14 protein-coding genes are annotated in these 14,928 nt (G+C 40.2%); all 14 read left to right on the top strand.

What is annotated here, in order from left to right; all coding sequences use genetic code 11:
* The first annotated feature begins 67 nt into the window (after positions 1 to 67).
* The 14 genes from BK575_RS13980 (at position 68) to BK575_RS13915 (ending at position 14,766) form a co-directional block, all read left to right on the top strand.
* Positions 68 to 322, top strand: coding sequence for a hypothetical protein (locus BK575_RS13980; protein WP_078410919.1), 255 nt, complete (start codon positions 68 to 70; stop codon positions 320 to 322).
* A gap of 338 nt (positions 323 to 660) precedes the next feature.
* Entirely contained in the window at positions 661 to 1,989 is a 1,329-nt protein-coding gene (locus tag BK575_RS13975) for an NAD-dependent malic enzyme (RefSeq protein WP_078410918.1), read from the top strand.
* 246 nt (positions 1,990 to 2,235) lie between these two features.
* Positions 2,236 to 2,430: a hypothetical protein gene (locus tag BK575_RS13970; RefSeq protein WP_078410917.1), complete on the top strand. Its 195-nt coding sequence runs from the start codon at positions 2,236 to 2,238 to the stop codon at positions 2,428 to 2,430.
* A 202-nt stretch (positions 2,431 to 2,632) separates the two neighbouring features.
* The gene (locus tag BK575_RS13965) at positions 2,633 to 3,631 is read left to right on the top strand and encodes a permease (protein ID WP_078410916.1); all 999 of its coding nucleotides are present in this window, start codon (positions 2,633 to 2,635) and stop codon (positions 3,629 to 3,631) included.
* A 17-nt stretch (positions 3,632 to 3,648) separates the two neighbouring features.
* A complete protein-coding gene (locus tag BK575_RS13960) occupies positions 3,649 to 4,650 on the top strand; it encodes a TIGR03943 family putative permease subunit (RefSeq protein WP_139368038.1) in 1,002 nt (333 codons plus the stop codon).
* Positions 4,651 to 4,835: 185 nt separating this feature from the next.
* Positions 4,836 to 5,768: a cation diffusion facilitator family transporter gene (locus BK575_RS13955; RefSeq protein ID WP_078410914.1), complete on the top strand. Its 933-nt coding sequence runs from the start codon at positions 4,836 to 4,838 to the stop codon at positions 5,766 to 5,768.
* 165 nt (positions 5,769 to 5,933) lie between these two features.
* Complete coding sequence (locus BK575_RS13950; protein ID WP_078410913.1) at positions 5,934 to 6,554, top strand: class I SAM-dependent methyltransferase; 621 nt, start codon at positions 5,934 to 5,936, stop codon at positions 6,552 to 6,554.
* An 8-nt stretch (positions 6,555 to 6,562) separates the two neighbouring features.
* Positions 6,563 to 7,948 carry a sensor histidine kinase gene (locus tag BK575_RS13945; RefSeq protein WP_078410912.1) on the top strand — a complete coding sequence of 462 codons (1,386 nt, stop codon included), beginning with the start codon at positions 6,563 to 6,565 and terminating at the stop codon, positions 7,946 to 7,948.
* On the top strand, positions 7,941 to 8,618 hold the full coding sequence (locus BK575_RS13940; RefSeq protein ID WP_078410911.1) for a response regulator transcription factor: 678 nt from the start codon (positions 7,941 to 7,943) through the stop codon (positions 8,616 to 8,618). Before BK575_RS13945 ends, BK575_RS13940 begins: the two co-directional genes overlap by 8 nt.
* Positions 8,615 to 9,169, top strand: a complete 555-nt coding sequence (locus tag BK575_RS13935) for a TVP38/TMEM64 family protein (RefSeq protein ID WP_328589505.1) — start codon at positions 8,615 to 8,617, stop codon at positions 9,167 to 9,169. Before BK575_RS13940 ends, BK575_RS13935 begins: the two co-directional genes overlap by 4 nt.
* 202 nt (positions 9,170 to 9,371) lie before the next feature.
* Positions 9,372 to 9,974, top strand: coding sequence for a DUF1541 domain-containing protein (locus BK575_RS13930; RefSeq protein WP_078414790.1), 603 nt, complete (start codon positions 9,372 to 9,374; stop codon positions 9,972 to 9,974).
* A 721-nt stretch (positions 9,975 to 10,695) separates the two neighbouring features.
* A complete protein-coding gene (locus tag BK575_RS13925; RefSeq protein WP_078414789.1) occupies positions 10,696 to 12,099 on the top strand; it encodes an LVIVD repeat-containing protein in 1,404 nt (467 codons plus the stop codon).
* Between the two features lie 535 nt (positions 12,100 to 12,634).
* Positions 12,635 to 14,083 (top strand): sensor histidine kinase, encoded by a 1,449-nt coding sequence (locus tag BK575_RS13920; protein ID WP_078410909.1) that lies wholly within the window; start codon positions 12,635 to 12,637, stop codon positions 14,081 to 14,083.
* Positions 14,080 to 14,766 carry a response regulator transcription factor gene (locus BK575_RS13915; protein WP_078410908.1) on the top strand — a complete coding sequence of 229 codons (687 nt, stop codon included), beginning with the start codon at positions 14,080 to 14,082 and terminating at the stop codon, positions 14,764 to 14,766. Before BK575_RS13920 ends, BK575_RS13915 begins: the two co-directional genes overlap by 4 nt.
* The last annotated feature ends 162 nt before the right edge of the window (positions 14,767 to 14,928 follow it).

Genomic DNA, 14,928 nt, shown 5'->3' with positions numbered 1-14,928 from the left:
CAGAAGTGAAGATTGGTGGGCGTCGGGTCTTTATTTTTGAATTCTACATGTTTAAGGGGGAATGGGCATGAAGATGGGGCTTTTTAGCGGGATATTGTTGGTGTTATTTATGATAACGCTTTCGCAGGCGGTGGATGACTATTTTTGGCTTGTTTTAGTCAGTGGGGGATTAGGGGCAGGAGCGCTTGTCCTTTCCGGGATGCTGGCAAAAGGTTCAAAGAGTCGGTCTGAAGAGGATGAGCGGACGGCATGGTCCTCCAATTTGTTTTTCTTCGCCCTTACCAATTTAGCGGCCGCATGCACGGGTTGGTTTTTAATCTAGATGAGGGGGATGAGGTCGAACAAGTGTGATTTTGAAATAAATTGTGATAATTTGTAACAAAGTTCAATCAAAAATCCTGTATTGATATGCAGGATTTTTTCATGTTCTTTATGTTCTTTACTTTTTTTAGTTTTTTAAATGGGAACACTATTTTATATCTGGTAATCTCATTTTATAGAAGTTGTTCAAAATATAAAAGAAACATGAACTTAATCGATTGGAAACGCTTTATTTATGAGGCGTAAAATTGTAGAATGGACAATAACGTTTCTTATTCAAAACAAGTTACCTCGCCTAACGGCCAGTCATCATGAAAATGTATTTGGAGGAATTTGGTTATGATCAATAAACATATTATTCGCACTTTACTTGTACAAACCCCATCCACTCCTGGAAATCTTGGGAAAGTAGCGACGGCCATCGGCCTTGCCGGAGGAGATATCGGAGAAATTGAAACCGTACATGTAGGGGCAAACTATACAAAACGCAACATTACGGTTCAAGTCGAGAATGAAGCAAAGCTTGAGTCCTTACTAGAGGCCGTTCGCGAGCTTGGAGGGGGCATCCAGTTACATACTGTTTCAGACGATGTTCTTCGTGCACATGAAGGCGGAAAGATTCAGATGAAAAGCAAGATGCCGATTCAATCTCTTGCTGACTTGAGACGTGTCTACACGCCAGGTGTGGCAAACGTTTGCCGTGTGATCGAACAGGAGCCGGAGAAAGCGAAAATTTATACGAACATCAGCAATACGGTTGCGATCGTGACGGACGGAACAGCGATTCTAGGACTTGGAGACATTGGTCCGGTTGCGGGAATGCCTGTAATGGAGGGGAAAGCTGCCCTTTTCGATCAGTTGGCCGGCATCAATGGCATTCCTATTCTTTTAGACACGAAAGATCCGGATGAAATTGTTCAGACAGTCAAACATATTTCGCCTGGCTTTGGCGGGATTCTTTTAGAAGATATTGGTTCTCCGCATTGTTTTGAAGTAGAAGAGCGCCTCAAGAGGGATTTAGACATTCCAGTTATGCATGATGACCAGCATGGTACGGCTGTCGTAACCCTGGCAGCAGTCCTGTCCGCTTGCAAAAGCGCTGGTGTTGATTTAGAAAAAGCGACAGTAGGACAAATTGGCCTTGGGGCAGCCGGCTTGGCAATCTGCCGTATGTTCATGGCTTTTGGCGTAAAGAACGTTTTCGGAGCGGACAAGTCCCCGGAAGCGAAAGAAAGATTGAAGGGCTACGGAGGAAATCCGGTTGAAAGCCTCGAAGAATTGATGGAACAGTCGGATATTGTCATCGCCACTACCGGCGTCCCAGGACTTATTAAAAAAGAGTGGGTGCGTCAAGGGCAAATTATTCTCGCTTTATCTAATCCGAAACCGGAAATTGAGCCGGAAGAGGCATTAGAAGCAGGAGCTGCTTATGCAGCGGACGGCCGTTCTGTTAACAATGTTCTTGGGTTTCCGGGCATTTTCCGCGGTGTGCTGAATGCCGGAGCTCGTGATATTACCCATGAAATGCTGGTTGCTGCTGCAGAAGCTATTGCAGCAGAGACGAAACCGGGCGATCTGGTTCCGCATCCGCTCGATTTATCCGTTCATGAAAGAGTAGCTGAAGCTGTAGAGACAATGGCCGTCCAATCAGGCAAGACGGACCGCTAAGCGCAGAATGAACTATTACTTTAACCTATAAAAGACGAGTCGATGCGACTCGTCTTTTTGCAGTTCAAAGAAATGTGTTATCCTCCAATTACCGTCAGCTGTGGAAAAAGCTTATTCTATTGAAGTAGTTAGACGATCCATAAACAATAAAATGTAAATATTTAAGAGGTATTTGTGTCAATCTAAGCTTCTTCCGAATATATTGAGCTTTGTAGGAAATAAGATTGCAGGGAGAATGTGATAACGATGGAAAATGAAAAAAGAATCATGGGAGAGGGAAGCGTTAAGGGAAATCGGGTTTCGGAAGAGTTTAGATTACAAATAAAACAGATGCCATATTATCAAATCATCCAAAAAAAATTTGAGAATCCAAATGACCATCTATACGCGGTTGTAACCCCGGTTGACAATATGGAGACGTTTCAAAAAAAGTATTTTTGAGAAGAGAACAGCAAAGGCGTTAGTTGTCTTATAATATTTAAGATAGATAACGCCTTTTTGTATAAAGATTTTTCGTTAACATTTAACCGGAATTCATGTAAAATGGAACTTGTTATGCATAAGTTCTTTTTTTTATCATATAAATCGTAATGATAACGTTTATATGCAATAAGGTAAATTGATCATAACATGGAGGTCTTATATGAGGACAAGCTTTCAAAAGCTCAGGCAAGATGTAATTGGCTACAGTTTACTGCTTTTATTTCTTTATTGTTTTTTTGTTATTGATCCGAAAGAGCTGTCATTTGCGCTCCCGGGAGATTGGATGAATGTTAACTCCATCTTTTTAAGTATCGTGCTGGAGGCGATTCCGTTCATTCTACTCGGAGTGTTCGTGTCTTCTTTCATTCAAATTTTCGTATCGGAGCGGACCATACAGCGCTTCATTCCAAAACACCCGATTGCGGCACTGCTGCCGGCGGCGTTGGTGAGCGCCATTTTGCCGGTGTGCGAGTGCGCCATCATTCCGGTCGTGAGACGGCTTCTTAAAAAAGGGATGCCTCTTCATGTCGGAGTAGTATTGTTGGTAGGGGCCCCGATATTAAATCCCATTGTATTTGCTTCTACATACTATGCATTCGGCACCCAAAAGATGGTCGTCTACGGACGGATGGGACTGGCTTTCGTATTATGTATCACGATCGGTTTTCTTGTGTATCTGTTCTTCCGCAATCGCAATCAGCTGCGGGAAGAGGAGGCAAGTTTGCATGTTCATCATAGTCACGGGGAAGGGAATCGGTTTAAGCAAATGCTGTTCCACGCCAGTGATGAGTTTTTTGACATGGGAAAATATTTGATTATGGGGGCATTTGTCGCCAGCCTGTTTCAGACGTTTTTGGACCGGAACGTTTTAATGGACCTGGGTTCTAACGAACATTTATCGCCGCTTGTGATGATGGCTTTTGCATATGTGCTGTCTCTTTGTTCGGAAGCGGATGCTTTTGTGGCCGCTTCGTTCACTAATACGTTTTCGACAGGTTCGCTCCTTGCCTTTTTAGTGTACGGTCCGATGATTGATGTGAAAAATACGCTCATGATGCTGTCCGCCTTTAAAGCGAAGTTTACGGCGGCCTTCATTGTCATTGTAACGGTATGTGTATATGCAGCCGTTTGGCTGTTTCAGCAATGGTTCATTTTATAAACGAGAGAGGTGAGAACATGGAACATCAAACAGATCAGTCATTTCAGGCTTTTATCCGTGGTGTGATTTTAGTCGGTTTCTCTCTTTTAATGTTCAAATTGATGCTATCGGGAGATATTCGGTTGTTTATTGCTCCGAGAATGATGCCGTTTATCTATTTTGCGTCGTTGACATTTTTTCTGTTGGGAGTGATGCAAATTTGGAGGAGCGGCTCAAAGCATGAACATCATCATGATTGTATGTGCGATCATGGTCATCATGGCCCGAAACGGTCATGGCAAACTGCAGTCATGTATGCGTTATTTATTCTTCCTGTGATAACGGGGTTTTTATTTTCCAATAATATACTGGACAGTTCCGTTGCCGAGAAGCGCGGCATAAAATTCGGGGCGAATGCCACGGCACGCCCTGCACCGGAAGAACGGCAAGAAGCGGCAGCACAAGGGATGTCTGAAGCGGAATTGTATTTGGAAGATCCGGAGAAATATATGGAAGAGCTCGATAAGCGCGTGCAGGGAGAATCGGCTGCCGCCCAAGAAGGGGATCTCCCGTTAACACATGAAGAAGGATTTCAGGTCCAAGATCCGCCGGAAGGATTTTACGATAAGCTGGAAGCCAGCATGTTGACGAAAGATCACATCACTGTGCCTGACGAGACATTTATTCCGCTCATGAATATATTTGACCGAAATCCGGAAGCTTTTGCCGGGAAAGAAATAGAATTGATGGGATTTGTTTACCGGGAGCCTGATTTTGCTGAAAATCAATTTGTTATCGCCCGTTTCGGTCTTTCCTGTTGTGTGGCGGATGCGTCCGTTTACGGGATGCTTGGAGAATCGAAAGGAGCCGAAAAACTTGGAGTCGACCAGTGGGTGAAAATAAAAGGAACATTGACGACAACGGAGTACAACTCCATCCGTTTGCCTTATATTAAAATTAGCCAATTTGAAAAAATAGACGCGCCGCCGACTCCGTATGTGTATGAGTTTTATGAAGGAGAAGAGCTTGTGGCGCCTTAATGGTTAGAAATAGTGAATGAAATGAAACGAAACAGCCGGAACTCATAAGGTTTCGGCTGTTTTTTTAGTTTATTCACCATGACACAAGGGGAATAATATCCAAAAAAGGTTGCACATAATCATTTTATATTACATAATATATGAGTATATGTTCATATATTAAAATTAAAAGGGAGATTGATAAGATGGGACACTCTCATCATGGTCACAATCACGGCCATTCTCACAGCCATGGACATCATCACGGTACTGGAAATAAAAAGGCATTACAACTATCTTTTATCCTTATTGCTGCTTATATGATAATAGAGGTCATCGGAGGAATCTTAACAAATAGCTTGGCGCTATTATCAGATGCCGGTCATATGCTGAGCGATGCAGCCGCCCTGGGATTAAGTTATGCGGCTTTGACATTCGGCGAGAAAAAAGCGACATTAACGAAAACATTCGGTTATAAACGTTTTGAAATTTTAGCGGCATTCATAAATGGTATTACATTAGTTGTCATTTCTCTCTATATTTTCTGGGAGGCTTACCACCGGGTGATGGACCCGCCGGAAGTCGCCAGTTCAGGGATGTTGGTAATTTCGTCCATCGGCTTAGTTGTTAATATGGCGGCCGCGTTTATCTTGATGAAAGGTGACACGAGCGGAAACTTAAATGTACGAAGTGCCTTTTTGCATGTGCTTGGGGATATGCTTGGTTCATTTGGTGCTATCATTGCCGCTTTGCTAATGATGTTTTTCGGATGGAATATTGCCGATCCGATTGCCAGTGTCATCGTAGCGCTCTTAATTATCATTAGCGGCTGGCGTGTCACGAAGGACTCGTTCCATATTTTGATGGAAGGGACACCTGCTAACTTGGATATGAACGAAATAAAAGAAACGCTTTTATCGATTGAGCATGTAAACGAAGTCCATGATTTGCATGCCTGGTCGATTACATCCGATTTTCCGGCATTTAGCTGTCATTTGGTGGTCAATCCAGAGACCAATCATGATGAAGTGTTGGCATCCGCCAAGCACATTCTTCATGAGCATTTTCATATCGACCATACAACCATTCAAATCGACAAAAGCGATTCAAGATGTACGGATAACGATCATTGTAATTAATTTCTTTTATATCACCATAACGCAAGAGCTTTCTCGCAGAAATGAGAAAGCTCTTGCGTTATGCATAAAATCTGCAAATTTTTTCGGTAAGGTATGCTTAGATTGATTTTGACAAACCCATTCATCTGACAACAAATAATCGGTTCTTTTAGGGGGGAGGAAAAAATGAATAATCAATGGAATCAAGCTATCTATGGATGCTGGGCGCCCTTTTATGATTTCTTTTTTAATAAAGGGATATTTTATCGAGCGAGGAAGCGAGTGTTTCAGGAAGTGCAATGGAAAAAGGGCCAAAAGGTTTTGTTTGTCGGAATCGGGACGGGTGCGGATTTGGGGTTCATCCCTTATGCTGACTTGGAGGTCACGGCGATCGACTACTCAGAAGAAATGCTGCAAAAAGCGGAAGAGAAATACGTAAATAGTTCGATTCATTTTCGGCAGATGAATGCTCAAATGTTGGATTTCGAGTCAGGATCTTTCGATGTAATTGTGGCGAGCTTAGTATTAAGTGTTGTACCCGATCCGGTAAAGGTCATGAAGGAAATGGTCAGAGTGGCGAAAGATGAAGGGGAGATTTTAATTTTTGATAAATTTGCCCCTGCAAATGAACGGCTCTCTTTTGGAAAGAAATTAATTCGTCCCGTCATCAAAATGTTGGGAACGGATATCGGACTATCCTTTGACAGAGTTTATCAAAATGTCAATCATCATTGTCGAATTCAGTACAATCTTGATGTTATGATGAAAGGGATGTACCGAAAAATTAAGCTGCAAAAGATAAGGTGATAAGAAACGTGAATCGTATTTCGATTAAATTAGGTGTTTATTTCTTGATTTTTGTCCTTGTTCTGGAGGCAGGGTTATTTATCTACTTGTATCACGAACTGGCCAACAGCCGAATCACCGAGGAATTGGAGAGTTTAAGACTGAGAGGAAACAGCCACCGGGATGTTTTGGAGAAAAATTTTGACTCTACTACGCTGCATCACGTTGCTTTAATGGAGTCGGAAGCTAAAACGGAGGTAGTAATTGTCGATGAAGGCGGGAAAATCCTCAGTCATTCTAATCCGATTAAGGAAGAAATCAGGCAGCTCATGAAAGAGCATGACCGAAAGCAAGGTCCTTATAGAGGGAAAATTATTCAGGGAGATTGGAGCCATCGAAAATATATCGCAACCGCCAGTCCCATTCATATAGATGGTAAAGAGGCCGGAACGGTTTATATGTTTCAACATACCGATTCGATTCGCTCCATGATTGCCAGACTTAAACATCATTTTTATGTGGTGAGCGGCATTTCAGTCCTTTTTTCAGTGATTACCATTTTTCTCCTCTCTAAAATCATTACGAGCCCGCTTGTCCGGATGAAGAGAGCAACAGAGAAATTGAGTGAAGGAAACTTTGCGGTTAAGCTGAATGTCCGTTCCCAGGATGAGCTCGGACAATTGGGAAATGCCATTGAGTCCTTGGCGAAGGAACTTCAGTACTTAAAGAGAGAAAGAAATGAGTTTTTAGCGAATGTTTCCCATGAATTGCGAACTCCGTTAACGTATATTAAGGGCTACACCGATATTGCCGGACGGCCTAATCTTGCAGTTTCCGACCGGGAGAAGTACCTTGGCATTATTCAAGAAGAAACGGAAAGGCTTTCTGCTCTTGTTCAAAATTTATTTGAATTGGCACAGCTTGATCAAAATGCGTTTTTGATCAAGAAAGAGCTTGTTTACATACATGTTTTTTTAGAAAGCATTTTTCAGCAAATGAAGCCGATGTTTGATCGCCAGCATATTCAACTGGACTTTTCTTGCCCGGAAGGCTTAATGGTAAAAGTAGATACGGGAAGGTTTAAACAGGTGATCATGAATCTATTAGACAATGCCTTAAGCTATTCTGAACCGTATACAACGGTTCGGCTGGAGGTCAAAAAAGATGATGGGGATATTTGGATTAAAGTGACCGACGAAGGAATCGGGATTCCCCCGAAAGATTTGCCGTTCATTTTTGATCGATTGTATCGAGTGGAAAAATCCAGATCCCGCAAAAGCGGCGGTACCGGTTTAGGACTTGCCATCGTAAAAGAAATTGTAGAAGCCCACGGCGGGATGATCCAAGCTGAAAGTATGCCTGGGAAAGGAACGACATTTACCATTGTATTAAAAGAGGAGAATGAACATGCCTAAAATCATGTTGGTTGACGATGAAGCGAGAATGTTGGACTTGCTCGAATTGTACTTGGTTCCGAATGGTTTTCAATGTGTGAAATTTGAAGCTGGTGAACAAGCGATTCGATATTTGCAAAATGGAGATGAGGCAGACCTCATGCTGTTAGACTTGATGATGCCGGAAAAAGACGGGTGGGAAGTCTGCCGGGAGGTCCGCGGATTTTCCAATCTCCCCATCATTATGCTCACGGCACGAAATCAATCCGTAGATATCGTCAAAGGACTCAATATTGGAGCCGACGATTATGTCACGAAACCGTTTAATGAAGCGGAACTAATTGCGCGTATTCAAGCGGTGTTAAGAAGGGTGAAAGAGGAGAAGGCGGAAGTTTGCTATAAGGGATTGGCATGGAACGGAGAACACCGAATCTTAAGTTATAATAATGAGCCTATTTCTGTAACACGAAAAGAATTTGAACTCATTGGTTTATTTTTAAAAAACGTGAATCGCGTTTTTACCCGGGAAGACTTACTGATGATGGTGTGGGGCATGGAGGCAGACATCGAAGATCGAACCATCGATTCACATATGCGCAACCTAAGGGATAAATTGCGAAAAGAGGGTTTTCCTGTGGAGAACCACTTACAAACCGTTTGGGGCGTAGGGTACAAATGGGTAGATGAATGATGGGGGATTTAGTGCTGGAGTGGTTTCAACAATATGAGCATTTAGCTATTATCATAAGCCTTGGAACAAATGTCATCATCAGCATTTTCGGTATTATTCCGAGTGCCTTTTTAACGGCTGCCAATTTGGCGTTTTTTGGATTTGCCACAGGGACGTTGATTTCGTTTACAGGTGAAGTCATCGGAGCAGGTGCCGCTTTTTATTTATACCGGAAAGGGTTAAGAGGCATTTCAAGAGAAAAGCTCGAAAAGTACCCGAAACTTCAAAGACTTTTATCCGCGACGGGAAGAGAAGCGTTTTATTTAATCGTAGCTTTTCGACTTATGCCGTTTGTGCCTTCTGGATTTGTAACGTTTTTTGCGGCTGTCGGGAGTATCAAGCCATTAACATTTCTGCTGGCCAATGCCATCGGGAAACTTCCATCGGTCTTATTGGAGGCCTATTCTGTTCACCAGGTCCTAAACTGGACATGGGAAGGAAAAGTGGTATTGCTGATATTGTCCGCAGCTCTTCTTATTCCGCTTGTCAAGAGATGGAAGGAAAATCGATAAAAGGTTATTATCGTATACAAGGAAGCCGAATACTTTCGAACAGAGAAAATGTATCAATTTTCCATAGCTAAAGCCAACTTTTATGGTTGGCTTTTTTATTAGACGAACCATAATATGGCTTTATTTACTAACTGCATAATTTCTGCACATTTTTGTCGTATCATAAGATAAACCAAGTTTATAGGAGGAGAAAATCATGAAAATGAAACGTAGTACTCTATTCCTGCTCACGATGATCACTGCTTTATTTTTAGGAGCATGTTCCAATGATAATCAGGAGAGCGATCAGGCCAACATGAATCATGGAGAAGAACCAAAGCAAGAAGAACAGGCAAGCAATGAGAACCATGCAGAAATGAATCATGAAGAGATGAATCATTCCGGTTCAGGTGAAGTCCCTGAAAGTTTAAAAGAAGCTGAGAATCCAACCTATAAAGTCGGAGATAAAGCGATTTTGAAAACAGACCATATGGAAGGTATGAATGGAGCTGAGGCAACGATTGTGGGGGCTTTTGACACGACAGCTTATGCTATCTCATATAATCCGACAACAGGCGGAGAAAGAGTGACCAATCATAAATGGATTATTCACGAAGAGATTCAAAATGCGAGTGACGAACCGTATGAACCAGGAGCGGAAGTGATTACAGAGGCAGACCATATGAAAGGGATGAAGGGGGCAACTGCTGTCATTGATTCAACCGAACAAACGACTGTGTATATGGTGGATTACACTCCGACAACTGGTGGAGAAAAAGTGACCAATCATAAATGGGTAACAGAAAGTGAACTTTCACCTAAATAATGTTCGAACAATCGTCACTAATAAAGTGAACTCGATTTTTTAACCAGAATGGAAAAATATCGTATTAATACAAAAAGAAACATTAACCGTTACAATGGGTTAATGTTTCTTTTTGTATTCAGCAGCTAATATAAGGTGCCGATAAAGGAAAGCACAAAAAGAAAAAGACCGAGGTCATTTGATATGAAAAAGGAGTAAGGACCTAAAGCAGAGAGAACTATCTCAGCTAACTAACAGTAGCATTCTTTAGTTTTGAGCATTCACCTGTTCACCCTTCCAATTTTTAGTAGATTGTATGCCCAATCTTCTATTTTAGAAGGGTATTCTAGTAGAAACGTTTATTTTCCGTATATGACCTTGAAGGCTGGCGACCTCTTGAAAACTGGAGAATGCCAATATGATACGATTTAAAAGAATCAAGATTATTGAGGAAGATAAAGGACATGAGCGGAAAGTTAAGGAATTTAAGGCTTTAGTCTCTTTTTATTTTTTTAATATTATAAATACCGATTCCATTAACTTGATCATAGTCTTATGTTCCTTATAATAATGAGTTTGGGATAGAGATTAATTCCTTTATGTTCGATTAAATTAGGACTAATGTTTTGAAAAATAAAAATTATTTGAAAATATTATGAAATATAGTTAAAATTTGGTATATTGAGAGTGTGTGCTAGGAGGTGTTTCCTTGCATAAATACATAAAAAACGGAGGGGTTTTAATGAAAAAGGTAAGAAAAAATTTAGTTTTAAGCATGGCGCTTGCTGGTACTTTAACTTTTTCGGCAGTTCCTTTTAATGTATTAGCTCACGACGAATTAGGAGATATCAATATTGAAAAAGGGGAAAGAACCAATTATGATGCCATCACCGCTCCCGTTTTAGAAGGAAGTAAGAATCTTAAGTTTTTGCATGAAGCTGCTGCGCCTGAAATGAAGGTGGTCAGAGCGGATGGCAAGCAAAATAGTTTCGCAGACGTATATGCTCATAAAGGATTTGCCTATGTTGGGACCCATACACAAAATGGTGGGAACGGAGGCGTTCGAGTTTTTGACTTAAAAGACCCATCTAATCCTAAAGAAGTAGCGGTATTTGCCAACAATGACATTCCTGGTACATGGCAAGAAAAAGTTATTGTACAATCTGTTAGCACGCCACATTTTAAAGGTGATTTAGCGGTGGTGAGTGTACAGCAATTAGACAGAACCAACCCGGATTCAAAAGGTGGTTTCTTACTTTATGATGTAACGGATCCTTATGAACCTAAAAAATTAGGGTTCTGGGAAGTAACGAAGCAAACAAGGGGAACTCATGAATTATATTTAACAACGCAAGGAAATCGAGCAGTTGTCCTTGCGGCAAACCCGTATGCTGATTACTACAGCCACGGGGCAGAAAAAGATTTTCAAATTGTAGATGTAAGTGATCCAACCGCTCCGAAAACTTTATGGCAGTTCGATCCGAGAAGTTTACCGGAAGTTCCGGATAATTTTAACGGCTATCATTGGAATTCTCCAGATGGTAAGACAAGACCTTTATTTAACCACAGTACAATGGTTGATGAAACAGGGAAGTATGCATATGTTTCCATGTGGGATTTAGGAACCGTTATTTTTGATATTAGCAATCCCGAAAAACCTGTTTATTTAGGTAGAACAGATTTTGCTTCCGACCAGCAAGGTTCTGCTCACTCTGCCGCTCTAGCAAAGGGTGGTACAATCCTGATTGAGACAAGAGAAGTTTACGCTCCTATCAAACCAGGTTACGAAGCTGCCTACGGATATACTCGTATCTTCGATATTAAAGATAAGACAAATCCTAAGTTATTAAGTGAGTTTAAAACAGATTTAACAGATGCTGCCGAAGGTGCTCCTGTAACATTTGCAAATACTGTGCATGATCCAAAAGTGCATGGAAATACATTATACTTATCACACTATGCTGGTGGTGTACGAGCGGTCGATATTACAAATCCGAGCGATCCTGTTCAAATCGGTAAATACGTTCCTGAAAATTCGGATGTTTGGGGTGTATTTGTAGATAGAAATTATATTTTAGCTTCTGACATTGGCAGTGGCTTGAAAGTTTTAGTAAAGAACAACGGTAACCAAGGCTCAGAACAGTAAATACTAAATGTATTCAATTGAGGGAGCGTCATAACAGTGGAAGCACTGAGGTACAATTCAACTTTTCCTTTTATACTTCTTAGTAGAAGGTAGATACCATTGTTATATACTTAGGTGTTATTTGCAAAAAGCCTGAAGCTTGAGTTCCCAAGTGGGTATGTTGTTGAAAAAAGAAGTTGGCTATAAAAAATCCCGGAATCCGGGATTTTTCTTTTGTTCAATATAAACAGTGTCTGATTTTTACGTGACTACTGGGAAAAATAACATCGCATTTTACTTTGTATAGGAATAATTTGATAAGCGTAATCATTCCTATGCTACCTCGTTTATTTAAGTTGTTTATTGTAAAATGTTTAAGAATTTTTCATACATACTTTAGAAATTTTTAAGATTTGTGTGATATGGTTCTTTTAGCTTCTTAGAAAAAGTCCCTATAATCAGGATCATATGATTCATAAACGGTATTTCGCATTCTAAGAACAAGCTAAGTCTCTACTCTATAACAGAGTGAAAGATAAATACTGGAGTGAGTATGATGTCAATTAAAACGAGGTTTCTGTTATCCTACGTTGCAGTAATCCTTATTTCTATCACTTTATTATTAGCAGCTGGGTTTTTACTTATATTCGCGATAACGGGTGATACAAAATCTATAGAGCATCTTTATAAAAAATCGTATGTTCAAAAACCATTGACTACAGTAGAAGAGAGTGTATTTCTTGACTTAAAGCTATTGGCTAAAAATAGTCCTAAGCAGCTTTTGAACGAAGAACCACTGAAGCAGATTGAACAGAAGGATATCAAGGTTGTCGTTAGAAAAAATTCACACGTCGAGTACGCTTCTGATGGTCTTGATAAGAAAGTATTGATTAAATCCCTTCCCGGGTTTGAAGCAACCAACATCAATACAAGAGATACGATTAAAATCAACGACTATTTTTTTACGTATGTGAAGTTTGATTTTTATTTTCCTGATCAAAGTAAAGGAAGTATTTTCGTATTAAGAAAGGTAAATTCCTATGCTGAGTTAACTCGAGAGTTGTTTCCAATTTTATTCGGTGTATTGCTAGTTCTGTTTATAATGATTATTGGGGTTTTGAACTATTTAGTTTCACGAAGTATCATCAAGCCTATCTCACTTCTTAAAGAAGGGGCCCAACGAATAAAATCAGGAGATTTAAATTTTGAAATCAAGGCTATTTCGAATGATGAAATCGGACAATTAAATAGGGCGTTTGAGGAAATGAGAATAAAATTAAAAGAATCCGTAAACCTCCAGCTCCAGTATGAGGAAAACCGCAAAGAACTTCTGTCTAATATTTCTCATGACTTAAAGACACCCATTACTTCGATTATTGGATATGTTGAAGGAATAAAAGACGGTGTAGCAAACACTCCGCAAAAAATGGAAAAGTATTTATCCACTGTGTACTTCAAAGCAAAACATATGGATTCAATGATCGATGAACTGTTCTTGTTTTCTAAGCTGGATTTAAAAAAAGAACCATTCACTTTTGAAACTGTCGAACTCGAACAATATGTGAGGGACTATGTTGAAGAACTTCAGCTGGATTTACTTCAACAAGGCATCCAGATTAAATTTCACCTTACTCATAAACCGATATATGTGACGGCGGATAGAGAGAAATTAAAACGTGTATTGGCCAACCTGATCAGTAATTGTGTGAAGTATATGAATAAAGACCAAAAGAACATTTCGATTGATCTAAATGAACGATTAGGTGATGTAGTTGTACAAGTAACAGATAATGGGCAAGGGATAGAGCCTTCTGCTTTACCACATATTTTTGAACGTTTTTACCGTGCAGAACAATCGAGAAATTCTCAGACAGGCGGAAGTGGTTTGGGGCTTGCGATTGCAAAACAAATTATCGGGGAGCATGGAGGGGAAATCTGGGCTGCTAGCGAGATAGGTAAAGGTACAACTGTATTTTTCTCCCTAAAGAAAGGTGAAAAAATGTGAAAGAAATATTGCTTATTGAAGATGATATTAGCATTGCAGAATTGCAAAGAGACTATTTAGAAATAAATGATTTTCGTGTCCATATTCAACATACTGGTGATGGAGGGCTTCAACATGCACTTAAAGGAAATTATGATTTAATCATCCTTGACATCATGCTCCCAGGATTAAATGGATTTGAAATATGTAAACAAATACGTGCTGTAAAAAATATTCCGATTTTGCTTGTATCCGCCAAAAAGGAAGATATCGATAAAATCCGAGGTCTCGGTTTAGGAGCAGACGATTATATTACAAAGCCTTTTAGTCCAAGCGAACTGGTTGCTAGAGTGAAAGCTCATTTAGCGCGTTATGAGCGTTTAGCAGGAAGCCAAACCAAACGAAATACGATCTTCGTTCATGGAATTTCCATTGATAAGTCAGCAAGGAAAGTTCATATTAGCGGAGAGGAAGTTCCTTTTACTACAAAGGAGTTCGATTTGTTGGTGTTTTTTGTCATGCATCCGAATCAAGTATTGAACAAAGAGCAGCTTTACGAAAGTATTTGGGGGATGGAGTCAGCTGCAGATGTTGCCACCGTGACCGTCCATATAAGAAAGTTACGTGAAAAAATCGAAAGAGATCCTGCACATCCGAAATTTTTGGAAACCGTTTGGGGAGCAGGGTATCGTTTTAATGTTTGAATAGTGTATTTGATGACCCGTCACCTTTGTGACGGGATTTTTTATAAACATTAAGGAGTTTTATTAATAATTTTATCTTTTTTTAAGAATTTATTTAGGTAGAGTTTAAGATTAGGTACTAACATAACTAAAGACAGAATAACAAAGTCAACTAAACACTTA

Source organism: Priestia abyssalis, assembly GCF_002019595.1.
Classification (GTDB): Bacteria; Bacillota; Bacilli; order Bacillales; family Bacillaceae_H; genus Bacillus_BA; species Bacillus_BA abyssalis.
Note: the sequence above shows the minus strand (reverse complement) of the source record. Positions and strands in the feature narration are given on the sequence as shown.

Bases quoted from the DNA above. Each gene is read 5' to 3' on its own strand.
- BK575_RS13940 (WP_078410911.1), top strand. From the start codon at position 7,941: ATGCCTAAAATCATGTTGGTTGACGATGAAGCGAGAATGTTGGACTTG.
- BK575_RS13935 (WP_328589505.1), top strand. From the start codon at position 8,615: ATGATGGGGGATTTAGTGCTGGAGTGGTTTCAACAATATGAGCATTTA.
- BK575_RS13950 (WP_078410913.1), top strand. From the start codon at position 5,934: ATGAATAATCAATGGAATCAAGCTATCTATGGATGCTGGGCGCCCTTT.
- BK575_RS13955 (WP_078410914.1), top strand. From the start codon at position 4,836: ATGGGACACTCTCATCATGGTCACAATCACGGCCATTCTCACAGCCAT.
- BK575_RS13930 (WP_078414790.1), top strand. From the start codon at position 9,372: ATGAAACGTAGTACTCTATTCCTGCTCACGATGATCACTGCTTTATTT.
- BK575_RS13970 (WP_078410917.1), top strand. From the start codon at position 2,236: ATGGAAAATGAAAAAAGAATCATGGGAGAGGGAAGCGTTAAGGGAAAT.
- BK575_RS13975 (WP_078410918.1), top strand. From the start codon at position 661: ATGATCAATAAACATATTATTCGCACTTTACTTGTACAAACCCCATCC.
- BK575_RS13960 (WP_139368038.1), top strand. From the start codon at position 3,649: ATGGAACATCAAACAGATCAGTCATTTCAGGCTTTTATCCGTGGTGTG.
- BK575_RS13925 (WP_078414789.1), top strand. From the start codon at position 10,696: ATGAAAAAGGTAAGAAAAAATTTAGTTTTAAGCATGGCGCTTGCTGGT.
- BK575_RS13920 (WP_078410909.1), top strand. From the start codon at position 12,635: ATGTCAATTAAAACGAGGTTTCTGTTATCCTACGTTGCAGTAATCCTT.
- BK575_RS13980 (WP_078410919.1), top strand. From the start codon at position 68: ATGAAGATGGGGCTTTTTAGCGGGATATTGTTGGTGTTATTTATGATA.
- BK575_RS13965 (WP_078410916.1), top strand. From the start codon at position 2,633: ATGAGGACAAGCTTTCAAAAGCTCAGGCAAGATGTAATTGGCTACAGT.